The sequence below is a fragment of the Streptomyces sp. NPDC001858 genome, from assembly GCF_053594615.1.
Genome location: NZ_JBSFEV010000003.1, coordinates 206,308 through 226,796, shown reverse-complemented (window position 1 = coordinate 226,796; position 20,489 = coordinate 206,308). Strand labels below are relative to the sequence as shown.

Genomic DNA, 20,489 nt, shown 5'->3' with positions numbered 1-20,489 from the left:
AAGCTCATGAACTACATCACCGCCGGCGGCGTGACCGTCGGTCTCCTGATCCTCACCTACCAGGCCGTCACCTGGTGGCCCGGCCGCAAGGCCCTCATGAAGGACCCCGTCAAGCACGCGTCCAAGCTCCTCCCGTTCCTCCTGTCCTGGAGCTACGGATGCCTCACCACCCTCGGCATCGGCGGCCTCATCGGCACCGCGTCCAGCGCCGTCCTCGGCCTGTCCAACTGGCTCGGCGACGCAGCCCTGGTATGGGGCGTCGGCGAGAGCGGCGGGCAGCTCGCGGCCGCGACGACGTTCGTGCCGCTGTCCGGCCCCGGCGCCTGCCTGGTCCTGATCCTCACCGCGGGGTTCGTGGCGGCCGTGAAGAAGGCGGGCGACGGCGAGGCCGGCGTGCTCAAGCGCGGCGCGTGGTGCGGCATCACCCTCGGCACATCGGCGGGCGTGGCCGGGTTCGCCGCGGTGCCGCTCGCGCTCGCCGCGAACTGGCTCGGCGACCACGTGTACGCGGCCCTGTGATGGCGGCCGAGGAAGAACCGTCCCGCGCGGCCGGCGGGTGCGTCCTGGTCGTCCTCGCCGCGACCGCGGCGGGCGCCGCCTTCGCCATCGACGAAGCGGTGGGCATCCTCGCCGTGGTCCTCGTCGGGTGGGGCGCGCTGTACCGGTCGGCCCGCCGCATGTCCGATTCGTCCGCCACTCCCCCACCGGGGGAGGACCGCCCCTCCTGCCGCGAGTGCGCAGGTCACGAAGTCGTCAGCGTCACCCCTCTCACAGGCCAGAAGGGGATGTCGATCTACAAGGTGGAGCTGCCCGACCGCCCCGGACACACCCACGTGCACATCGCTGGGGAGGTGACCGAGACGTGATCACCAGACTCCTCGAACTGGTCCCCACCTACTGCGCCAAGTGCGGCTGGTGGACCGAGAACTGCGGCCACTGAACCCGCCGAGACCAGCCCCACCGCACCCACCGCGGTGGGGCTCTCCCGCATCACCGGGCATGGAGTCGTCAACCAGCCGATCTGGCTATCAAAACGCGCGGTCGCCATCAGAACCCCAGACACTGAAGCCAGTGCCGCCACAGGCTTGGCCAGCTAGGGACTGACCGATGACTCCAGAGAAGCCAAGAAAACGCCGCACCTTCTGGCTGGCGATCATCTCTGCTGCTGGCCTCACCGTTGGCGGCCTCCTGCTGTCAGCGTCCCTGGTGAACTCGGATTCACATCCGGCAGTCGAGGCTTCTCCAAGGCCGCCCGCAACCACCACCCAGCGTCCGACGCCATCAGCCTCAACCGAGAGTGGCACCCCGACACTGTCACCGGCCCCCGACGACAGCGACAACGCGCAAAGAACCGCGCCGCCCGCCCCCGACAGCAGCGACGGCACGCAAGGAACTCCCCCCGCACCACCTCACGAAAGCGAGGACACCGGCGAACAAAACAGTCGCCCGCCATCGCCTTCCGAAGCTGATTCAGAGTTCCCCTGGCTCCCTTCCGACGGGGTCACTGGCGAGGTCGCCGCCTCAGACAAGGAAACGGGGGCAGTGGAGCTAATCACTGCAGTTACGGGCGCCGTCACGGCGCTGGGAGGCGCATGTGCGGGTGTCGCCGCCCTCATCACCGCGAAGCACACGGCGGCAGCCGGACGGGCGGAACAGGGCACCAGCCGCAACCCGCCAGCTCCTTGACCCGGCGCATCATGGACGCATGACCACCGCGCTCATCCCGCCCGGCTACTACGGCACCATCGACGTCGCCCGCGCCCTCGGCAGCACCCCTGGCGGCGTCCGCAACCTCGTCTACCGCGGCCGCCTCCGCCGAGCCGGAGGCACCGAACGGCACCCCTGGTACCGCACCGAAGACGTCGCCGCACTCCTCGCCGAACGCCAAGCCCGCCAGGCCGCTTGACCGCAGGTCAGCCGCCGTGTGACGATCCGGGTGTACAACTGTGCCCTCAACCGGCACCACAGACACACGACGAAGCCCCGGCTCGGTCCCTCCAGCCGGGGCTTCGTCGTGTCCGCAGGCCTACTCGCCATCCGTGGCCTCCTTCTGGGCGTTCTCGATCCCCACGGCAATATGCCCAGGACCGAAGACACGTGTCGCTGTGTCGCCATCGAACAAGACCTCGAAGTGCCAGATGGGCTTCCGGCGCTCCCGCCCCCAAGACCGGTCCTTGATCACGCCGTCCCGCAGCACTGGCGGCACGGCCTGCGTGTCGAGCATGCGCACCCTCATGCCGGGACGCCACTCGTCGCCCCACCTCTTCTCAACCATGCGCGACAGCACATCACGGGCCGGAACGGAAGCGCCATGTCGAGACGTGCCATGCAGGTCTGCCCCACCCCAGGCTGTCCCACGCTGACCCCGTCCGGGCGCTGTCCCGCATGCCAGGCCGAGGCGAGAGCCCAACGCCCAGCACCCAACACACGCGGATACAACTCGGACTGGCGCAAGGCCAGCGCCGAGTACCTGCGTGACCATCCCTGGTGCGAATGCCACGACTGCTCAGCCCTGCCCATGCTGCAGCGCGACCTCGCCACCGAGGTTGACCACATCGACGGCCTCGGACCGCTCGGCCCGCGAGGCTTCGACCCGACCAACTGGCAGGCCATGAGCAAGCGGCACCACTCCCGCAAAACCGCAGCAGAAACCTGGGGATTCTGACATCACTCCCGGTCACCGACCCAGGGGGGTGACCCCCGGCCGGCCGGGGGTGGAGCAGCGCGGGGGAGGGCGCTGCCTGGTCCGACGGGTTCAGAGGGTCCCCGCTGTCACGCAAGGTGACGGCATGGTGCTGCGCAATGCAGCGCGTTGAAGGAGTGATCGACATGCCCCGTGGTGGAGCTCGCGCGGTCTCCGGACCGGCGCCGGATCCCCGGTCGCTGCGCAGCAGCAGGTCCGTGGACAAGGGCGGATGGAGGACTCTGCCGGCCGAGGGCCGCGGCGAGGCGGCGCCCGAGTGGCCGCTGACGACGGCGTCCGACCGGGAGGCCGTGCTGTGGGATGAGATGTGGGCCAAGCCGCAGGCCGTCGCGTGGGAGGACATGGGCCAGGAGTTGGAGGTGGCGCTGTTCGTGCGGACGCTGGCCGAGGCGGAGCGCGCTGACGGCCGGGTGGACGTGAAGAAGATGGTGCGTGGCTACCTCGACTCGCTCGGGCTGAGCGTGGCGGGCATGAACCGCAACCGGTGGAAGGTCGCCCCGGCTGTGGAGGAGCTGGCCGAGACCGCTCCGGCGGCCGCGCCCGTGCCTCGGTCGTCGGCACGTGACCGGCTGAAGGTCGTGTCCGGTGGCGAAGGGGCCTGACGCCGGGCCCGAGTTCGTCGTCGACTTCCCCACCCTGTGGATCGTGCCCGACTGGATCGAAGCGCACTGCCCGGTCCCGGACGGCTTCCGTGCGGGCGAGGACCTTGAGCTGTATCCGTGGCAGCTGTGGTGCACGGCCAACCACTACCGCGTCCGCCCGGGCGCGAGCGTGGGGCAGCTGGCGCCCGCGTTCCACTACCGGCGCTCGCAGGTGGTGGCTCCGCAGAAGACCGGCAAGGGCCCGTGGTCGGCGACCATCGTCCTGGCCGAAGCCGCGGGCCCGGTCGTCTTCGACGGGTGGGCCCGCGGCGGCGAGCGCTACCGCTGCTCGGATCACGGTTGCGGCTGCGGCTGGTGGTACGAGTACCGGCCGGGCGAGCCGATGGGGACGCCGTGGCCGACGCCGCTGATCCAGTTGACGGCGACGTCCGAGGACCAGGTCGCGAACGTGTACCGGCCGTTGCAGGCGATGGTGAAGCGGGGCCCGCTCGCCGAGATGATGTCGGCCGGCGAGGAATTCACCCGCGTCGGGGACGACGGCCGGATCGACACCGTCACGTCGTCGGCGCTGTCCCGCCTGGGCAACCCGATCATCTTCGCGATGCAGGACGAGACCGGCCTGTACACCACGGCGAACAAGCTGCGCCGGGTCGCGGAGACGCAGCGGCGTGGCGCGGCCGGCATGGGCGGCCGGTCGATGGAGACGACGAACGCGTGGGACCCGTCGGAGAACTCGGTCGCGCAGACGACGTCCGAGGCCAAGGCGAAGGACGTCTTCAAGTACCACCCTCAGGCTCCGAAGTCCCTGTCGTACAGCAACAAGCGGGACCGCCGGAAGATCCACGCGGTGGTGTACGCGGGCTCGTCGCACGTCGACCTGGACGCGATCGAGGCCGAGACCGCGGAGATCATGGAGAAGGACCCGGCGCAGGGCGAGCGGTTCTTCGGCAACCGGTGCGTGGCCGGTTCGGCGTCGTGGCTGGACGGGGCGAAGTGGGCTGCGAAGGCGAAGCCGCGGCGGGTCCGTCCGCTGACGCGGATCGTGCTCGGCTTCGACGGCTCGGACGTGGACGACTGGACTGCGCTGCGCGCGGAGACGATGGACGGCTACCAGTTCACGCCGCGGTACGGGCCGGACGATGCGCCGACCATCTGGAACCCGGCTGACTACGGCGGGCAGGTGCCGCGCGCCGAGGTGCGTGCGGCCGTGAGTCAGGTGATGCGGCGGTACGACGTGGTCCGCGGCTATTTCGATCCGCCGTACTGGGAGACCGAGATCGATGAGTTCGTCGATCTGTACGGGGAAGAGCGGATCATCCGCTGGCACACGCGGCGCATCGTGCAGATGCACTCCGCGTGCGAGCGGCTGCGCACGGACGTGCTGAAGCGCAACTCGGAGGGGGCCGCGTTCACGCACGACGGCTGTCCGATCACCCAGTCGCACATCGAGAACACGCGCGCGGCCGCCCGCCCGATGGACCGGTACGTGCTGCGCAAGGCGAGCCCCACGCAGAAGATCGACGCCACGATCCCGAGCATCCTCGCCCACGAGGCACTCGGCGACGTCATCGCTGCGGGCCTGGCCGAGCGCGAAGTGTCCTACTACTACGGCAGTTGAGGAGGGCCCGATGGCTACGGAGGCGCAGGCTCTCCAGCTGGTCGCGCTGCTGGAGAACGAGCTGATCCGGCGGCGCGGGGACATCGACCGGCACAACGACTACTACCGGGGCAAGCACCCGCTGCGGTTCGCGTCGCAGGAGTTCGCGAAGTTCCACGGCGAGAGGTACCGGGACTTCTCCGACAACTGGGTGCAGGTGGTCGCCGACGCGCCGGTCGAGCGGCTGACCGTCAACGGGTTCCTGGCCGACGGCGAGACGACCGCGGACAAGGATCTGTGGCGGGTGTGGCAGATCAACGGCCTGGACGCCGACAGCCAGCTGGGGTTCCTCGGCGCGGTCACCGGGGCCAGGTGTTTCGTGCTGGTGTGGGGCGACCCCGACGACCCTGATATGCCGGTGGTGACGTTCGAGGATGCCTCGCAGTCGATCGTCGCCTACGAGCCCGGCTCGCGCCGGCTGCGGCGGGCCGCGCTGAAGCGGTGGCAGGACGGCAACCAGGACTACGCCACCCTGTACCTCAAGGACGAGGTGTGGAAGTTCTGCCGCCCGCTGGCGCAGCAGGACAAGTCGCCGCAGATGGCCGACGTCGACGAGGAGCTGAAGCGGTGGACGCCGCGGGAGATGGGCGACGAGCCCAACCCGCAGCCCAACCCCATGGGCGTGGTGCCGATGGTGGAGCTCCCGAACAAGCCGATGCTCGTCGAGGATCCGATCTCGGACGTGGCCGGTGTGGTGGCGATGCAGGACGCGATCAACCTGATCTGGGCGCAGCTGTTCACCGCCTCCGACGCCGCGTCCTTCCCGCAGCGCGTGATCATGGGTGCCGAGCGGCCGATGATTCCGAAGCTGAACAGCGCGGGGGAGATCGTCGGCAAGCAGGCGGTCGACCTCGACAAGTTCATGGTCGACCGGGTCGCGTGGATCACCGGCAAGGACGCCCGGATCGACTCCTGGCCGGCCGCCAACCTGGCCATGTACACCGGCATCATCGAGGTCGGGGTCGGCCACCTCGCCGCGCAGACGAGGACCCCCCAGCACTATCTGATCAGCCGGATGGCGAACATCGCCGAGGGCACGCTGCTCGCCGCCGAGACCGGTCTGGTCAAACGGTGCGACGAAAAAATCTTGTGGTACGGGCAGGGCCTGCGCGAGGTGGCGCGGCTGATCGCCCTGGCCAAGGGCGAGTACGCGAAGGCTGAGGCGCTGCGCTCCGGGCGTGTGCTGTGGGCTGACACCGAGTCCCGCAGCCACGCGCAGATGGCGGACGCGCTGCTGAAGCTGAAGCAGCTTGGGTTCCCGTTCGAGTGGCTGGCCCTGCGCTACGGCCTCACCCCGACCGAGGTCGCCGACGTCGTCGCGCTGCGCGAGCGGGAGGCGGAGATGGATCCGGTGGCCGAGGTCGCCCGCATCATGACCAACGGCCCCGGCCCTGCCGCCGAGCCTGGCGACCAGGACGACGGCGAGGAGGCAGAGCCGGACGAGCCGGACGAGGTGTCGGCGTGAGCCCGACTGCCGCCGCCGACCGGCACGCCGAGTCGAGGCTGCGGCTCGCGGGCGCCGCGTCGAGGGCCGCGCGCCACCTGTGGCTGCAGACCGACCGCAACAACCTGATGTCGTCGTGGACCGGGCTGCTCGCCGGAGTCCTCGCCGTCGTCGCCGCCGGCCAGCTGACCGCGGCGCAGTCGTCCGAGCCGTGGCTGCAGCAGTTGCTCGGCGAGGACCCCGACCAGCCGCAGAGCGACCGCCTCAACCCGTCCGCGCTGGTCGGTGTCGACGGCACCGGCCGCCCGCTGGCCGGTGTGCTGATGGCTCCGGTGTGGTCGGCGCTGCGCCTGGTGACCGCGGGCGCGCCGATCGTGCAGGCGATGGCGCGCGGGCAGCTGCTCCTCGACGCCATCGTGCGCACGGCGATCGCGGACACCGGGCGGGCCGCGGACTCCGTGGCCATGATCAGCCGACCGGCCGTCACCTCCTACATCCGCGTCGTCGAGGCGGGCGCGTGCTCGCGCTGCCTGGTCCTGGCCGGCCGCGAGTACGGGGTGTCCACCGCGTTCGCGCGGCATCCGCGCTGTCACTGCGGGATGGAGCCCGTCACCCGCGAGCACCGGCCCACCGCGCAGGATCCGAGGCAGGCGTTCGACCGGATGTCGGACGCGCAGCGCCTGCGCACGTTCGGCGCGGCCGGTGCGAAGGCCATCGCCGAGGGCGCCGACCTGGCGCAGGTGGTCAACGCCCGGCGGGGCATGGCCTCGGCCACCGTCGAGGGCCGCCGCCTGGCCACGACGACCGAGGGCAGCGTGCGCGGTGAGTTCCGCCGGCGGGAGTTCCGCCGTCTGCAGGGCGAGGGCGCTGTCCCCCGCAGTCGGTCCATCCGCGGGTTCCGCCCGGAGCGGGCCCGCCTCATGCCGGAAGAGATCTTCCGCATCGCCGACGACCGGGCGCACGCCGTGCGGCTCCTGCGTCTGCACGGCTACCTGTACTGACCGCGCGCAACGCGCGGCCGCGTGATCTGAGGGAGCCGCAATGGCCGCCGACAACGAACTCGACGACATCGACCCGGCTGTTCCTGCCGGAACCCTTGAGTACTGGCGGGCCCGCGCCCGGCAGTGGCAGAAGCGATGCAAACGAGCCGAACGTGAGAAGACCGAGCTGATCGCCGAGCTGGAAAGGCTCCGGGCGCAGCCGCCCTCCCAGCGCGAGGCCCGGCGCATTGCCGTCCTGAACGGCGATCTCTACCCAGGGACTGGCCAGCCGCCGCGGTCCCGCTGATCCGCCCGACCTCCCGCCCGCAACGGGACGGGACCGATCCCGCAACGGGAGCACACCGATGGATCTCTTCACCCTGCCCCGCCATGCCCGCCGTCACGCGGCAGGCTGGTCCCACCCCTACCCGGCCGGCCCGTTCTCGCCGGTGTTCTACGCCGACGGCGACGACGATCAGAGCACCGACAACGACGATCAGGACGGCGTCGGAGACGACTCCGACGACGGCCAGGACGACGGCGGATCGGACGACGGCCAAGGCGACGGAGCCGCTGGCAGTGACGGCGACGACGACCAGGACGGCGCTGACGCGCTCGGGGACAAGGGCAAGCGGGCCCTCGCTTCCATGAAGGGGAAGTGGCGGAGCGAGCGCGACAAGCGCAAGCAGCTCGAAGAGCAGCTCGCGCAGAAGGCCGGCGCGGACGAGGCGGAGACTGTGCGCCGCAAGGCGGAGCAGGACGCCCTCGGCAAGGCGAACAGCCGCATCGTGCGGGCCGAGGTGAAGGCCGCGGCCGCGGGCAAGCTCGCGGACCCGGCCGACGCGTACAAGTTCCTCGACCTCGACCAGTTCGAGGTCGACGACGACGGCAACGTCGACAGCGAAGAGGTCGCGGAAGCGATCGAGGAGCTCATCAAGTCCAAGCCCTACCTGGCAGCCGCAACGGCGAAGAGGTTCCAGGGCACTGGCGACGGCGGCGCAGCGCGCAAGGCGGGCCGGCCGAAGCAGCTCACCCAGCAGGACCTCAAGACCATGACCCCCGAGGCGATCGACAAGGCCCGTATCGACGGGCGGCTCGACGACCTCATGGCGGGCAAGTAGCCAGGAGGCAATCCCATGACCGTGCGGAACTTCGTTCCCGAGATCTGGAGTTCGCGGCTGCTCGTCGCGACCCGCAAGCAGCTCATCTACGCTTCGCCGACGGTGGTGAACCGCGACTGGGAGGGCGAGATCTCCGAGGCTGGCGACACCGTCCGCATCACCTCAGTGTCGCGGCCGGCGATCGGCACCTACGTGCCGGGCACTACCACGATCACGCCGGAGAAGCTGACCACCGGCCAGCGCACCCTGGTCGTCGACCAGTCGAAGTACTGGGCGTTCTCCATCGACGACGTCGACAAGCGGCAGGCCAAGTCCAACCTGATCCCGCAGGCGATGAGCGAGGCCGCCTACGGTCTGGCCGACATCATCGACCAGTACGTCGCCGGGCTGTACACGCAGATCCAGGCGGGCAACTTCCTCAACGTGGTCGGCTCCCCGATCGACACGTACACCACGCCGACCGACGCCTACAACAAGGTCCTGGTCCCGCTGCGCACCAAGCTGTCGAAGGCGGACATCCCGAAGGCGGGCCGGTACTGCATCGTGCCCCCGGAGTTCTACGCCTCGCTCCTGCTGGACGACCGCTTCATCGCGGCCGACAAGGCGGCCACCGACCAGGGCCTGCGTAACGGCTTCGTGGGCAGGGCGGCCGGCTTCGACATCTACGAGTCGAACAACTGCCCCGTCCCGACCGGCGACACCACCGTCGTGCAGGCCGGCGTGAAGGAGGCCGTCACGTTCGCGGAGCAGATCAACAAGACCGAGGCCTACCGCCCCGAGTCCAGCTTCAGCGACGCCGTGAAGGGCCTGGCCCTGTACGGGGCGAAGGTCATCCGCCCGGACCACCTGGCCGCCGCGTTCATCAACCCCGCCGCCTGATCGGAGACATGACTCATGGCGACAACCCAGCTCAGCTACACCAACCTGCCGCCCAACAGCGGCGTGGTGAACCCGACCGGCACGACCCTCGTGGCCGCGCCGACCAACGACATGCAGCTCGCCAACGCCTTCCCCGAGCTGACCATCCTGCGCGTCCTCAACAACGACGACGACACGGCCCTGACCATCACGGTCAAGGCTGGTGACCACCCGCCCGCGCTCGCCGCGGGGCAGGGCGACCTGACGGTGTCCGTCGCGTTCGGCACCACGCACTTCATCGGCCCGTTCGAGTCGGGCCGGTTCGTCCAGTCCGACGGCAGCATGATGATCACGTCGTCCACGACGACGGGGACCATCGCCGCCCTCAAGGTCCCGAGGAACACCTGACATGGCCGAGACGATTTACGTCCGGGGCGAGGGCGGGGGCATCTTCGCGATGGACCTGCCCCTGCCCGAGGGCATCCAGGAGCGCCTTGACCGCGGGGCGATCCAGCGCGTCAACACGGACGGCTCCCCCTACTACGGCGCACCCGTAGCAGGGCCCGCGCCGAAGGCGGCGGCCGTGCAGGGCAGCGCGCTGACCGAGGGCATGGTTCCGCGCCCGGGCGCACGGGCGGGCAAGGACGACTGGGTCCTGTGGGCCATGGCCGTGCACGCCATCCCCGAGGCGGACGCCGAGGCGATGACCAAGGCGCAGCTGCAGGAGCTGCCCGAGCAGCCCGCCCCCGCCGCGCGCGCGGGCGACGGTCGGCCGGACCCGGGCGCCGACAAGGCCGCGTGGATCGACTTCACGGTCAAGTCGGGCCGCATGTCCCGCGAGGACGCCGAGGCGTACACCAAGGACGACCTGATCGCCCTGTTCGCCTGAGGCGAGGAAAGGGGGGCCGTCATGGCGCTCGCTGCTCTGGCGACCACGGCCGACCTTGCCGCGCGCGGCCTGACCGTGACAGCGCAGGAGGAGACCGTCGCGGAAACCTACCTCGACGTCGCCTCCACCGCTGTCCGGGAAGCCGCCGGGGTGCCGATCTCACAGACCACGTCCACCGTCACCCTGGAGGGCCCGGCCGCGGAGTGGCTGACGCTGCCCGGCCCGCCCATCGTGTCGGTGGCGACAGTGGAGATCGACGGGGAGGCGGTCACCGACTGGCGGCTGCGCTCCCACCGCCTGTGGCGGGCGGGCGGCTGGTCGCCCGGCTGCGGCCCGTCCGACGTCGAGGTGATCCAGACGCACGGCCTGGCCGTCGTGCCGTCGGACATCGTCGACCTGGTGTGCCGGATCGCCGCGACGGCGCTGGCCGACTACCGGGCCGACCCCGACGGTGCGGGCCTGGCCGCCGGAGACATCCGCTCCGAGCGGATCGGCGACTACTCCGTCACCTACGGGGACTCCGGGCTGATCACCGGCATGGAGCTGCCCGACTACCTGCGCGAGCGCCTCGCCGCACGCTTCGGCGGGGGCGCGGCGCTGGTGACGTTCCGGTGAGGGGCCGCGCGGGCATCGGCCGCTACCTCAACCGCGCGCTCACGGTGTGGCGTCCGCAGACCGACGACGACGGATCCGGCGGCCAGACCACCACGCTCGTCGAAGTGGGCAGCGTCCGGGCGAAGGTCGACCAGCCCACGGCCGCCGAGCGCATCGTCGCCGCATCGACCCTTTCCCGCCACTCGCACGACGTCTACCTGCTGCCCAGCGCGGACGTGCGCCGCGGCGACGAACTGCGCGGCACCGACGCCCTCGGCACCGTGCAGGTGTTCCGGGTGCAGGCGGTCGTCCAGCCGTCCACCCCCGTCTACTCCAAAGCTCTCGTCGAGCTGATCCAGGCAGAAGGAGAAAGCTGATGGCTGACCTCAGCCTCGTCACAGTGCCGGTCGCCACCGGCATCGCCGACATCGCCGCCCAGGCGACCGCCGCGGCCGGCGGCGGCGACACCGCCCCCGTCGGACCCGGCCGGTTCCTGTACGTCAACAACGGCGACGCGTCCTCCAAGACGGTGACGATCGCCACCCCGGGCACGGTGTCCGGGCTGGCCATCGCCGACGTCGCGGTCGTCGTCGCCGCGGGCAAGCACGCCATCATCCCGCTGACCAACGTCTTCCGCGGCTCGACCGGACGGGCGGCGATCACCTACAGCGCTGTCACGTCCGTGACCGTGAGGCCGTTCGAGCTGGGCACCTGATGCCCGGCCCGGAGGGCGGCGGCCTGCCGCGGGCCGAGCCGCAGGAGTGCCGGCGCGAGGCCGAACGGCTCCTCGGCCTGGGTCAGGTCGACGTCGATGTGCCTCAGGCGATCGCGTGGGCGCTCCTCGCCGTGGCCGGTGAACTGCACCAGATCCGCCGGCTCCTCGACAAGCGGAGGTGATCCCGTGGCGCGTCGACGAGGGGCCCGGGTTGAGATCGTCGGCATGGACCGGCTGCAGCGCCGTCTGCAGGAGCTGGTGCCGCAGCTGGAAACGGCCGCCAAGGCGGAGGTAGAGAACTCGGCCGCGCTCATCGTGGGGGACGTGCGCCGCAACGTGCGCGTCGACTCCGGCAACCTGCGCGGCAGCGTCGAGCCCAAGTACCAGAAGGACGGGCTGCAGGTGGAGGTCGGCTGGCGCGACCAGGACGACCTCTACGCCGTCTTCCACGAACGCGGCTCCCGCCGTATCCCCGCCAACCCCACGCTGATCCCCGCGCTGGAGCGTGCCGGGACGCAGCTGGTGCAGCGGCTGAAGGACGAGGTGAGGAGCCGCCTGTGAGCATGCCCGCCTCCGACTCCGCCGTCCTGCCCGTCCAGGAAGCCGTCCTCGCCGCGCTGACGGCGGACAGCACACTGACGGCCCTGGTCCAGGGCGTCTTCGACTGGGTCAAGGAGAACCAGCCGTACCCGTACATCGTCATCGGCGAGGCCGTCGAGACCCCGGACAACACCCACGACAGCCACGGCTCCAACACCGTGATCACGCTGCACGTGTGGTCGAAGTACCGCGGCTACCGCCAGGCCCTGCAGATCGCCGCCCGGCTGCGGGCGCTCCTCGAACACCGGCCGCTGACGGTCGCCGGGCACCGGCACGTGGCCACCTACTACGTGTCGCAGCAGACGATCACCGACCCCGAGCCGCCGGGCGACATCCGGCACGTACCCATCAGCTTCCGGGTCCTGACCCAGGTCAGCCCGTGAACGACGACAGAGAGGATGTGACCCGCCATGGCTGGTGAGGACGCAACCGGGACACTGCTCAAGCGGGACTCCACCGGCGGCGGCGTCTTCGTGACGATCGCGTCCGTCGAGGATCTGTCGGGCCCGTCCCGGTCCCGCAACATGATCGACGTGTCCGCGCACGACTCCCCCGACAAGTACCGGGAGTTCGTCAAGGGCATGAAGGACGGCGGCGAGGTGAGCGCCACCATCAACTACCGCCCGGGCGAGAACACCCACCAGGACCTGGACGCCGACTTCGAAGAGGACGAGCTGCGGGACTACCAGCTCGTCATGCTGCCCGGCGACGACGACGAGCACACCTGGCAGTTCACCGCCGGCATCAGCGACATCTCGGATGAGTTCCCCCTCGACGACAAGATGGGCCGAGAGGTCACCTTCAAGATCTCCGGGAAGCCCACCCTCACGGCCACCGGCTGACGATCACCCCTAGGAGCACTGCCGTGAGCAGCATCAAGGACGCCATCCGCGCCGCGCAGGACATCAAGACCCAGCCGGACGTGGAGATCCCCGAGTGGGGCGTCACCGTCGAGGTGCGCGGTCTGCCGTCCGGGGACTGGGAGGCCTACCAGAACAAGCTGAACAAGCTGCGCTTCCAGGAGGGCCGCAGCGGCGCCGAAATGCAGGTCCGCTCGAACCGGGCGGAGATCGTCGCCAAGGCCCTGTACGACCCGGACACGGGCAAGCTCGTCTTCCCCGACCTGCGCGAGGGCATCGCCATCCTCAGCGAGAAGAGCTCGGGCATGGTCGACGGGCTGTTCAAGCTGTGCCGTCACCTGTCCGGCGAGGACCGGGACTTCGAGCAGAAAGTCCGGGACGCCGAGGGAAACTCCGGCGGCGACCAGAGCTGAGGCTGCTGTACGACCTGTCCATCGCCTACCGGCTGCCGCCGGACGAGGTCATGGCCCGGTTCAGCGATGAGCAGATCGTGCACCTGGTCGCCTGGCAGAACCTCTACGGGCCCGTCACACCGCGCCGCTGGGACGTCCTCCTGGCACGCCTGGGCATGGACGTCACCGCCCCGCACATGAAGAGGGGCGCGCGGCCGAGGCTGCGCGACCACCTCATGGTGTGGTCGCGGGCGGACCGCCCTGCCCGCACCGGCCGGGAGATCCTCGGCATCGTCCAAGGCCTCCAAGCCCAGTACGAGCAGGACGAGCCCCGCCGCGGGCGCCGCTCCCGGAAGGGGACCTGATGGCTGTTTTGGACGAGCTCCTGGTGCGCCTCGGCGTCGACATGTCCGAGGCGCAGGGCGAGGTCGACGAGGGCGCCGCAGGCATCGAGGACCGTCTCAACGGGCTCGCCGCGGCGGGCACGGTCGCCGCGGCCGGGCTCGGCGGCGCGTTCGTCGTGGGCCTGGAGTCCGCCATGGACATCTCCTCGGCCATGACGACGCTGGAGCACGGCTTCGGCCTGACGAAGGACGAGGCCGACCGCGCGGGGCATCTCGCCGGCGAGGTGTTCTCCGCGGGGTTCGGCGAGTCGGTGGCGGGCGTCGCGGACGCCATGGGCGCGGTGATCGGCGCGATGGGCAAGGTCGGCGACTTCACCGACGCCGAGCTCAAGGACATGACCAAGAGCGCGGCCGCGCTGGAGAGCAAGTTCGGGATGGACATTCCCGAAGCGGCCAACGCCGCCGGAGCGCTCATCAAGCAGGGCCTGGTCAAGGACGGCACCGATGCGTTCGACGTGCTGACCAAGGCAGCGCAGACGCTGCCCTCCTCGATGGCCGCGGACATCCCCGCGATCGTCACCGAGTACGGCACCCACTTCAAGCGGATCGGCCTGGACGCGCAGACCGCGTTCGGGATGATGAGCCAGTTCGTGCAGGCGGGCGGCCGGGACATCGACCAGGCCGCCGACGTCCTGCACGAGTTCGCCCGCATCACCTCCGAGGAGACCAAGAGGGCATCGGACGGCTTCAAGGCGCTTGGCCTGGACTCGAAGACGATGCTCGCCGACATCGGCAAGGGCGGCAAGCCCGCCGCGGACGCGCTCACCAAGACCCTCGACGCGCTGCGCGGCGTGAAGGACCCCGCCGAGCGGGCCCAGCTGCAGGTGGCTCTGTTCGGCGACATGGCCGGTGAGGCGGCCGATGCGCTGCTGGCCATGAACCCGCAGACGGCGGCCGCCGCGACCGGTATGGACGACGCGGCCGGCGCGGCGAAGCGCGTCACCGACGGCATGGAGGGGGACCCCGCCCAACAGTGGAACTCGGTCATGCGGACCGTGACCGAGACCCTGGGCACGGCGCTCCTGCCCGTCCTGCAGCTGGTGTCCGGCCTGCTCACGAAGTACCCCGGCCTGGTCCAGGCGCTCGTCCCCATCGTGCTCGCCCTGGCCGCCGGCCTCGCGATCGCCGCGGTCGCGCAGTGGGCGATGAACTCGGCGATGCTCGCGAACCCGATGACGTGGATCATCGTGGCCGTCGTCGCGCTGGTCGCCGCGATCGTGTACATCGCCACCCAGACGGACCTGTTCCAGCGGGCATGGGCGGCAGCGTGGGGCGCGATCAAGGGCGCGGCCGCGGCCGTGTCCGGCTGGTTCACCGGGACCCTCATGCCTGCACTGAAGGCCGGGTGGAATGGCATCAAGGGAGCTGTGGAAACGGTTGTGGGCTGGTTCACCGGGACGCTCGTGCCGACGCTCACCGGCGTCTGGAACGCCATCTCGAACGGCGCCAGCGGCATGTGGACGAAGATCAAGGGCTACTGGAACGGCATGGTCTCGTTCATCACCGGGATCCCGGGGCGGATCAGCAGCGCCGTGTCGGGCATGTGGGACGGCATCCCGAGAGCCTTCCGTAGCGCCATCAACTCCGTGATCGGCGGCTGGAATCGCCTGTCGTTCAGTGTCGGGGGCGGCTCGTTCATGGGCGTCGACATCCCCCGCCTCACCCTCAACACCCCCGACATCCCCTACCTCGCCGACGGCGGCATCACCACGGGGCCGACGCTGGCGATGATCGGCGAGGGCCGCGAGCAGGAAGCCGTGCTGCCGCTGTCGAGGCTGGAACAGCTCCTCAACCAGGGCACGGCAGCGCCGTCGACCCGGCGCGTCCAGCCTCTTGAGGCCCGCTTCACGCTGGCGTTCGAGGGCGCCAACGACCGGTTCGTGGCGTTCCTGCAAGAGATCACCCGTACCGAGGGCGGGGGCTCCATCGTGCAACTGGCAGAGGGGTGAAGGCATGGTGTCGTGGCCGCTGAAGCGGATCGGTGAGGCGTTCATCGACGGGGAGTGGGTGAGCCTGCCCCTGCGCGAGTCGACCCGTGTCACCATCACCCGGGGCACCGGCTCGGAGGGGTCCTCCCCGCGCCCGGGCAGCATGACCGTGCGGGTCAACGACCCCGACGGCACGCTCAGCCCGCGCAACGTAGAGAGCGACCTGTACGGGCTCTTCGGTCGCGGCACCCGTGTCCGGTTCCGGGTCGGCGACGTGCCCGCCGCCCCGGCCGCGGTCATGACGGACACGTTCAGCCGCACCGAGTCCAACGGATGGGGGACCTCGGACTCGGGCACGGACTGGGTGATCTGGGACCCCGTCGGCAGCTCGCCGCCCGCCTCGGAGTTCTCCGTCTCCGGCGGCGCGGGGAAGATCACCACCAGCACGCTGAACTCCAGCCGCTTCATGATCACAGACGGGCTCGACCTCGGCGACTACGAGGCGACCTTCACCATCGCGACCAGCGTGCTGCCCCGGGACAACAACACTGAGGAGGGGCTCGTCTTCACGGCGATGCTGCGGGTCGACCCGGTCGCGGTGGAGGTCTACCTCTGCAACATCTTCCTGCTGCCCAACACCGGCCTGCCCGGCGGCGCGGGCCTGCGCGTGGGCGTGAACATCGCCACCCCGTCGGGGAACCCCTCCACCCCCTTCCAGCAGGTGCCCGGCCTCACCTACAACATCAACACCCCGCTGCGGGTGCGCGTGCGCTGCGAGGGCCCCCAGCTGCGCACGCGGGTATGGGCCGACGGAACGCCCGAGCCCGACCACTGGCACGCCCAGTTCTACGACGCCAGCTACAGCAGCGGCGAGTTCGGCTTCCGCGCTTCCATCCCGGCCGACGACACCGCGGTCCCGGTGACGTTCTCGTTCGACAACCTGGAGATCACACCGCTGCCCGAGGCCGCCGACACCGTCCGCCTGGTCGGCGAGACCAGCGACATCGAACCCTACGAGGACGAGGACGGCCCGGCGTCCGCCTACGTCGACCTCGACGTCGCCGGCGTGCTGCGCCGCTACGACGGCCCGCAGAAACCGGTCCAGTCGCCCATGCGCCGGCGCATCTCCCGCTACGGCGCGCAGGCCTACTGGACGTTCGAGGAGGGCGCGCAGGGCGACGTCTACGTCGCCGAGGTCGGTGAGCAGTCCACCGCGGGCCCGATGCGGGTCACCGGCCTGGACTTCGCGCGGGACAGCACGCTCGTCGGCAGCGCCCCGCTGCCCACCGTCCAGGCGGGCGGCACCCTCATGGCCACGGGCATCACCGGCGAGACCACGGGCTACTGGTCCGTCTACCTCATGGTCAAGCTGACCACCGACGGGTTCCCCACCGACGGGTCCAAGCACCAGATCCTGCGGTTCTCGACGGGCACCGCGACCATGACACTGGCCGCCCAGCTGATCGGCGGCGCCGAGAACATCACCCTGGACGCCGTCACCTCCGACGGCACCGCGCTGGGCTCCACCGCGGAGATCAGCCACGACACCATGCGGGGCCTGGGCTTCCTCGGCTTCCTCGACCGCTGGCAGCTGGTCAAGGTCTACGCCGAGCCGTCCGGCGCGAACACGTCCATCGTGCTCGCGCTGCTCGACCCGAACAACAGCGGCTCCACCGATTCGATCGGCGCGGTGGCCATCGGCGCGGACCGGGTCCGCTCCATCCGGACCACCTTCGGAACCGGCGTGCGGGGCATGGGCATCGGCCACCTCAGCGTCTGGGGCGTCGGCTTCACCACCGCCTACACCTTCAACGGCGACGGGCACCTCGTGAGCGGCGAGCTGGGCATCCCCGGCCTCAAGACCCGCGAGTGGCTGGCGCTGCTGGCCACGGACCAGGCCCTCGCCCTGGACGTCACCGGCCCCGGCACCATGGCGCTGGGCCCCTACGCCCAGTCCCCGGTCATGGCGCTGGTCCAGGCGGCCGCCGACACCGACATGGGCCTGCTCGTCGAGCGCCGCGACGACGTCGGCCTGGAGTACCTCACCCACGAGACGCTGGAGAACAAGCCCGTCGACCTGGTCCTCGACTACACCAGCGGGATGGTCTTCGCGCCGTTCCAGCCGAAGGACGACGACAAGGGCTTCACCAACAAGGTCACCGCCCGCCGGCGGCTCGGCTCGGAGGCCACCGCCGAGCTCGCCGAAGGCCGTCTGTCCACGGCCCCGTTCCCGGACGGCATCGGCGACAAGGGCACCTCGCCCGAGACGATCGTCCACACCGACGACCAGCTGCCCGATCAGGCCGGCTGGCGGCTGCACCTGGGCACGTGGGACGAGATGCGGGTCGCCAGCCTCACCCTGAAGATGGCCAACCGCCGCATGCGGAACCTGATCGACGCCGTCCTCAGGCTGCGCGAGGGATCCCGCGTCCAGGTCGTCAACACGCCCAAGCGGTACGGGCCCGACGGGTTCGACCTCCTGGTGCGCGGGACCAAGGAAGCCCACGGCGAGGGCGTCTTCGACATCACCCTCAACTGCACCCCCTACGGCCCCTGGACCGTCGGCGCGGTCGTCGTCTACGAGGACTTCGAAGACACCGACTACGCGGTGGAGTTCACCAACGGCGGCTCCGCGTCCTGGGCCCGCTCCACGACCCACTTCAACACCGGCGCCTGGTCGCTGCGCTCGGGGGCGATCGCCAACAACCAGGTCTCCAACTGGACAGTAACCGTGCCCACGGGCGCGACCGAGATGCGGTTCTGGTACTGGACCAGCAGCGAGGCCTCCGGCGTCGGCTTCGACGGCGACCGGCTCCTGGTGACCGTCGACGGCGCACTGGTGCTGCGCGCGCAGGGCGCCACGGGGTGGACGCAGAAGATCGTGCCCGTCGCCGGCGCGACCGCCGTGCTCTTCCAGTACGCCAAGGACAACTCGGCGGCCTCCGGTGAGGACGCCGTCCACATCGACGACCTGTCCTTCACCGGGATGGCTCCGGTGCGGGCCGACACCGCGGGCTGCGAGCTCATGACCGCGGCGACGGCCGCCGCGACCGCGCTGACCGTGGTCACCAGGCAGGGCCCGGAGTGGACGAGGTCGGCGATCGAACTGCCCTTCAACCTGAAGGCGGCCGGAGAGGAGATCCAGGCGTCCGCCATCACGTCGTGGGCCGCGGACGCCTTCGGGCGCACGGTGTCCGCCGGATGGGGCAGCGCCGACTCGGGCCAGGCCTGGACTGCCTCGGGCGGCACCGTCGCCACCGACTACGCCGTCGGCTCCGGCTACGGGCAGCACATCCTCACCACGACGAACGTCTCCCGCCGCTCCGGCATCGACCACACCGACCCGGACGTCGACGTCGTCGTGTCGGTCACCACCAGCGCCACCGCCACCGGCGGCAGCCTGTACGGCGGGCCGGCCGCGCGGTACGTGGACGGCAACAACCTCTATTTCGCCCGGGTGGAGTTCACGACCGGCAACGCCGTCCTCGTCGACCTCCGCAAGAGGGTGGCCGCCGCGGAATCCTCCCTCGGCACGTACACCACCGGCATCACCCACGTCGCCGGGACCTACGTCCGCTGCCGCCTGCAGGTGTCCGGCAGCCTCGTCCGCACGAAGGTGTGGGCGGCCTCGGCTGTGGAGCCGGAGACCTGGCAGGTGGCGACCATCGACACGTCGCTCACCACGTCGGCGTTCGTGGGGGCCCGGTCGATCACCGCTGCAGGCAACACCAACGTCAACCCGCAGGTCAGATACGACAGTTTCGAGGTTCTCAACCCGCAGGTCATCACGGCCTCGCGGTCCGTCAACGGCGCCGTCAAGCCCCATACCGCAGGCACGGCCATCAGCCTGGCCCGGCCGGCCGTCGCCGCACTGTAAGGAGGAACCCGCATGGCCTTCCTGGCCGGTGACACGCTCAAAGCCCAGCGCATCAACCGCCTGCAGCCCAAGTCCTACCGTGCTGGACAGACGAGCCCGCTGGCAGGCCCGGCGGCCATGGCGGACGTGCCGGGCTGCTCGATCACGCTGACCACCGAGACCGCCGGCGCGGTCTTCGTGGCGGAATGCGAATACGACTTCGAGGTCACCACCAGCAACGGCGGCCTGAGCAGCGGGAACCTGAACGTGGACGGCGCCACTCAGACCGAGTTCGCCGTGTTCCGGTGGAACAACACCAGCACGAACGTCAACAACCGCGCGACGACCCCAGCGACCTACCGGGGGACGCTGAGCGCAGCCGGCTCTCACACCTTGAAACTGGTGGCGTCACCGAGCACCGGGCACCGGCTGTTCGCGTACAGCGCCCTCACCGTGACGATCTACGAGGTGGCCTGAATGACGACTCACGTACTGGTCACCGAGGCTGGCGCGCGGCTCGCCGTCATCGCCTGCGCCCTGCGCAACACCGGCAGCGGGTGGGCCGTCATCGGCGGCTCTGCGCACCAGCCCTCCGCAGTGACGGGCGTGGAGACGAACGCGGACCACATCGAGCTGCAGCACGCCGTCGGCGCCACGCACGTGGTGACCATGTCGGTGACCGTCGATGAAACGTTCGCCCGGTCCGGGCTCCGGGCGGGTCCCTCGGCAGGCCTGGCCCTGTCCCGCATCGAGCTGTACGCGGGGGCCGCGGACACGCCGGCGTTGGACCCGGCCGACGTCGTCTCCGCCACCGGCAACCTGTGGGTCAGCGGCCTCCTGCTGCTGCCCGCCGCCTGACCCGACCCCACCACCGACCGCCCCGAG

27 protein-coding genes are annotated in these 20,489 nt (G+C 70.5%); 26 read left to right on the top strand and 1 reads right to left on the bottom strand.

Annotation, left to right across the window (positions count from 1 at the left end):
* The first annotated feature begins 6 nt into the window (after nt 1-6).
* From ACWCPF_RS05665 to ACWCPF_RS05655, 3 genes are all read left to right on the top strand, one after another.
* On the top strand, nt 7-519 hold the full coding sequence (locus tag ACWCPF_RS05665) for a hypothetical protein (RefSeq protein ID WP_451043669.1): 513 nt from the start codon (nt 7-9) through the stop codon (nt 517-519).
* Nucleotides 519-866, top strand: coding sequence for a hypothetical protein (locus ACWCPF_RS05660; RefSeq protein ID WP_451043668.1), 348 nt, complete (start codon nt 519-521; stop codon nt 864-866). Before ACWCPF_RS05665 ends, ACWCPF_RS05660 begins: the two co-directional genes overlap by 1 nt.
* An 839-nt stretch (nt 867-1,705) precedes the next feature.
* On the top strand, nt 1,706-1,906 hold the full coding sequence (locus tag ACWCPF_RS05655) for a hypothetical protein (protein ID WP_451043667.1): 201 nt from the start codon (nt 1,706-1,708) through the stop codon (nt 1,904-1,906).
* A 120-nt stretch (nt 1,907-2,026) separates the two neighbouring features.
* On the opposite strand, the gene ACWCPF_RS05650 is transcribed toward ACWCPF_RS05655, so the two are convergent.
* Complete coding sequence (locus ACWCPF_RS05650) at nt 2,027-2,224, bottom strand: hypothetical protein (protein ID WP_451043666.1); 198 nt, start codon at nt 2,222-2,224, stop codon at nt 2,027-2,029.
* A 294-nt stretch (nt 2,225-2,518) separates the two neighbouring features.
* Here ACWCPF_RS05650 and ACWCPF_RS05645 point away from each other — a divergent pair, with 294 nt between their 5' ends.
* The 23 genes from ACWCPF_RS05645 to ACWCPF_RS05535 all read left to right on the top strand — a co-directional run bounded on the left by ACWCPF_RS05645 (nt 2,519) and on the right by ACWCPF_RS05535 (nt 20,462).
* Complete coding sequence (locus tag ACWCPF_RS05645; RefSeq protein ID WP_451043665.1) at nt 2,519-2,665, top strand: HNH endonuclease signature motif containing protein; 147 nt, start codon at nt 2,519-2,521, stop codon at nt 2,663-2,665.
* A 164-nt stretch (nt 2,666-2,829) separates the two neighbouring features.
* On the top strand, nt 2,830-3,306 hold the full coding sequence (locus tag ACWCPF_RS05640) for a hypothetical protein (protein ID WP_451043664.1): 477 nt from the start codon (nt 2,830-2,832) through the stop codon (nt 3,304-3,306).
* Nucleotides 3,290-4,924 (top strand): hypothetical protein, encoded by a 1,635-nt coding sequence (locus ACWCPF_RS05635; protein ID WP_451043663.1) that lies wholly within the window; start codon nt 3,290-3,292, stop codon nt 4,922-4,924. The genes ACWCPF_RS05640 and ACWCPF_RS05635 overlap by 17 nt, the downstream gene beginning before the upstream one ends.
* Nucleotides 4,925-4,934: 10 nt before the next feature.
* Nucleotides 4,935-6,428, top strand: a complete 1,494-nt coding sequence (locus ACWCPF_RS05630) for a phage portal protein (RefSeq protein WP_451043662.1) — start codon at nt 4,935-4,937, stop codon at nt 6,426-6,428.
* The gene (locus ACWCPF_RS05625; protein WP_451043661.1) at nt 6,425-7,408 is read left to right on the top strand and encodes a VG15 protein; all 984 of its coding nucleotides are present in this window, start codon (nt 6,425-6,427) and stop codon (nt 7,406-7,408) included. The genes ACWCPF_RS05630 and ACWCPF_RS05625 overlap by 4 nt, the downstream gene beginning before the upstream one ends.
* 40 nt (nt 7,409-7,448) lie before the next feature.
* Entirely contained in the window at nt 7,449-7,694 is a 246-nt protein-coding gene (locus ACWCPF_RS05620) for a hypothetical protein (protein ID WP_451043660.1), read from the top strand.
* A 58-nt stretch (nt 7,695-7,752) separates the two neighbouring features.
* Nucleotides 7,753-8,508, top strand: a complete 756-nt coding sequence (locus ACWCPF_RS05615; RefSeq protein WP_451043659.1) for a hypothetical protein — start codon at nt 7,753-7,755, stop codon at nt 8,506-8,508.
* A 15-nt stretch (nt 8,509-8,523) separates the two neighbouring features.
* Nucleotides 8,524-9,387: a phage major capsid protein gene (locus tag ACWCPF_RS05610; RefSeq protein WP_451043658.1), complete on the top strand. Its 864-nt coding sequence runs from the start codon at nt 8,524-8,526 to the stop codon at nt 9,385-9,387.
* A gap of 15 nt (nt 9,388-9,402) precedes the next feature.
* On the top strand, nt 9,403-9,774 hold the full coding sequence (locus ACWCPF_RS05605; RefSeq protein ID WP_451043657.1) for a hypothetical protein: 372 nt from the start codon (nt 9,403-9,405) through the stop codon (nt 9,772-9,774).
* Between the two features lies 1 nt (nt 9,775).
* A complete protein-coding gene (locus ACWCPF_RS05600) occupies nt 9,776-10,255 on the top strand; it encodes a hypothetical protein (RefSeq protein ID WP_451043656.1) in 480 nt (159 codons plus the stop codon).
* Nucleotides 10,256-10,276: 21 nt separating this feature from the next.
* Entirely contained in the window at nt 10,277-10,870 is a 594-nt protein-coding gene (locus ACWCPF_RS05595) for a hypothetical protein (protein ID WP_451043655.1), read from the top strand.
* Nucleotides 10,867-11,226 (top strand): head-tail adaptor protein, encoded by a 360-nt coding sequence (locus ACWCPF_RS05590; protein WP_451043654.1) that lies wholly within the window; start codon nt 10,867-10,869, stop codon nt 11,224-11,226. Before ACWCPF_RS05595 ends, ACWCPF_RS05590 begins: the two co-directional genes overlap by 4 nt.
* On the top strand, nt 11,226-11,564 hold the full coding sequence (locus ACWCPF_RS05585) for a hypothetical protein (RefSeq protein ID WP_451043653.1): 339 nt from the start codon (nt 11,226-11,228) through the stop codon (nt 11,562-11,564). The genes ACWCPF_RS05590 and ACWCPF_RS05585 overlap by 1 nt, the downstream gene beginning before the upstream one ends.
* Nucleotides 11,564-11,746, top strand: coding sequence for a hypothetical protein (locus ACWCPF_RS05580; RefSeq protein WP_451043652.1), 183 nt, complete (start codon nt 11,564-11,566; stop codon nt 11,744-11,746). The genes ACWCPF_RS05585 and ACWCPF_RS05580 overlap by 1 nt, the downstream gene beginning before the upstream one ends.
* 4 nt (nt 11,747-11,750) lie before the next feature.
* Nucleotides 11,751-12,125: an HK97 gp10 family phage protein gene (locus ACWCPF_RS05575; protein WP_451043651.1), complete on the top strand. Its 375-nt coding sequence runs from the start codon at nt 11,751-11,753 to the stop codon at nt 12,123-12,125.
* 2 nt (nt 12,126-12,127) lie between these two features.
* Nucleotides 12,128-12,547, top strand: coding sequence for a DUF3168 domain-containing protein (locus ACWCPF_RS05570; RefSeq protein ID WP_451043856.1), 420 nt, complete (start codon nt 12,128-12,130; stop codon nt 12,545-12,547).
* A 27-nt stretch (nt 12,548-12,574) separates the two neighbouring features.
* Nucleotides 12,575-13,006 (top strand): phage tail tube protein, encoded by a 432-nt coding sequence (locus tag ACWCPF_RS05565; RefSeq protein WP_451043650.1) that lies wholly within the window; start codon nt 12,575-12,577, stop codon nt 13,004-13,006.
* A 23-nt stretch (nt 13,007-13,029) separates the two neighbouring features.
* On the top strand, nt 13,030-13,437 hold the full coding sequence (locus tag ACWCPF_RS05560; RefSeq protein WP_451043649.1) for a hypothetical protein: 408 nt from the start codon (nt 13,030-13,032) through the stop codon (nt 13,435-13,437).
* 50 nt (nt 13,438-13,487) lie between these two features.
* Nucleotides 13,488-13,781 (top strand): hypothetical protein, encoded by a 294-nt coding sequence (locus ACWCPF_RS05555; protein ID WP_451043648.1) that lies wholly within the window; start codon nt 13,488-13,490, stop codon nt 13,779-13,781.
* Nucleotides 13,781-15,769, top strand: coding sequence for a phage tail tape measure protein (locus ACWCPF_RS05550; RefSeq protein ID WP_451043647.1), 1,989 nt, complete (start codon nt 13,781-13,783; stop codon nt 15,767-15,769). The genes ACWCPF_RS05555 and ACWCPF_RS05550 overlap by 1 nt, the downstream gene beginning before the upstream one ends.
* 4 nt (nt 15,770-15,773) lie before the next feature.
* Nucleotides 15,774-19,625: a hypothetical protein gene (locus ACWCPF_RS05545; RefSeq protein WP_451043646.1), complete on the top strand. Its 3,852-nt coding sequence runs from the start codon at nt 15,774-15,776 to the stop codon at nt 19,623-19,625.
* A gap of 12 nt (nt 19,626-19,637) precedes the next feature.
* Nucleotides 19,638-20,081 carry a hypothetical protein gene (locus tag ACWCPF_RS05540; protein ID WP_451043645.1) on the top strand — a complete coding sequence of 148 codons (444 nt, stop codon included), beginning with the start codon at nt 19,638-19,640 and terminating at the stop codon, nt 20,079-20,081.
* Complete coding sequence (locus ACWCPF_RS05535) at nt 20,082-20,462, top strand: hypothetical protein (protein WP_451043644.1); 381 nt, start codon at nt 20,082-20,084, stop codon at nt 20,460-20,462.
* Nucleotides 20,463-20,489: the final 27 nt, after the last annotated feature.

Coding starts and splice junctions, on each gene's coding strand:
- ACWCPF_RS05600 (WP_451043656.1), top strand. CDS start 9,776: ATGGCCGAGACGATTTACGTCCGGGGCGAGGGCGGGGGCATCTTCGCG.
- ACWCPF_RS05585 (WP_451043653.1), top strand. CDS start 11,226: ATGGCTGACCTCAGCCTCGTCACAGTGCCGGTCGCCACCGGCATCGCC.
- ACWCPF_RS05565 (WP_451043650.1), top strand. CDS start 12,575: ATGGCTGGTGAGGACGCAACCGGGACACTGCTCAAGCGGGACTCCACC.
- ACWCPF_RS05535 (WP_451043644.1), top strand. CDS start 20,082: ATGACGACTCACGTACTGGTCACCGAGGCTGGCGCGCGGCTCGCCGTC.
- ACWCPF_RS05540 (WP_451043645.1), top strand. CDS start 19,638: ATGGCCTTCCTGGCCGGTGACACGCTCAAAGCCCAGCGCATCAACCGC.
- ACWCPF_RS05665 (WP_451043669.1), top strand. CDS start 7: ATGAACTACATCACCGCCGGCGGCGTGACCGTCGGTCTCCTGATCCTC.
- ACWCPF_RS05555 (WP_451043648.1), top strand. CDS start 13,488: ATGGCCCGGTTCAGCGATGAGCAGATCGTGCACCTGGTCGCCTGGCAG.
- ACWCPF_RS05620 (WP_451043660.1), top strand. CDS start 7,449: ATGGCCGCCGACAACGAACTCGACGACATCGACCCGGCTGTTCCTGCC.
- ACWCPF_RS05595 (WP_451043655.1), top strand. CDS start 10,277: ATGGCGCTCGCTGCTCTGGCGACCACGGCCGACCTTGCCGCGCGCGGC.
- ACWCPF_RS05640 (WP_451043664.1), top strand. CDS start 2,830: ATGCCCCGTGGTGGAGCTCGCGCGGTCTCCGGACCGGCGCCGGATCCC.
- ACWCPF_RS05660 (WP_451043668.1), top strand. CDS start 519: ATGGCGGCCGAGGAAGAACCGTCCCGCGCGGCCGGCGGGTGCGTCCTG.
- ACWCPF_RS05610 (WP_451043658.1), top strand. CDS start 8,524: ATGACCGTGCGGAACTTCGTTCCCGAGATCTGGAGTTCGCGGCTGCTC.
- ACWCPF_RS05545 (WP_451043646.1), top strand. CDS start 15,774: ATGGTGTCGTGGCCGCTGAAGCGGATCGGTGAGGCGTTCATCGACGGG.
- ACWCPF_RS05580 (WP_451043652.1), top strand. CDS start 11,564: ATGCCCGGCCCGGAGGGCGGCGGCCTGCCGCGGGCCGAGCCGCAGGAG.
- ACWCPF_RS05645 (WP_451043665.1), top strand. CDS start 2,519: ATGCTGCAGCGCGACCTCGCCACCGAGGTTGACCACATCGACGGCCTC.
- ACWCPF_RS05615 (WP_451043659.1), top strand. CDS start 7,753: ATGGATCTCTTCACCCTGCCCCGCCATGCCCGCCGTCACGCGGCAGGC.
- ACWCPF_RS05550 (WP_451043647.1), top strand. CDS start 13,781: ATGGCTGTTTTGGACGAGCTCCTGGTGCGCCTCGGCGTCGACATGTCC.
- ACWCPF_RS05630 (WP_451043662.1), top strand. CDS start 4,935: ATGGCTACGGAGGCGCAGGCTCTCCAGCTGGTCGCGCTGCTGGAGAAC.
- ACWCPF_RS05605 (WP_451043657.1), top strand. CDS start 9,403: ATGGCGACAACCCAGCTCAGCTACACCAACCTGCCGCCCAACAGCGGC.
- ACWCPF_RS05650 (WP_451043666.1), bottom strand. CDS start 2,224: ATGCTCGACACGCAGGCCGTGCCGCCAGTGCTGCGGGACGGCGTGATC.
- ACWCPF_RS05655 (WP_451043667.1), top strand. CDS start 1,706: ATGACCACCGCGCTCATCCCGCCCGGCTACTACGGCACCATCGACGTC.
- ACWCPF_RS05570 (WP_451043856.1), top strand. CDS start 12,128: ATGCCCGCCTCCGACTCCGCCGTCCTGCCCGTCCAGGAAGCCGTCCTC.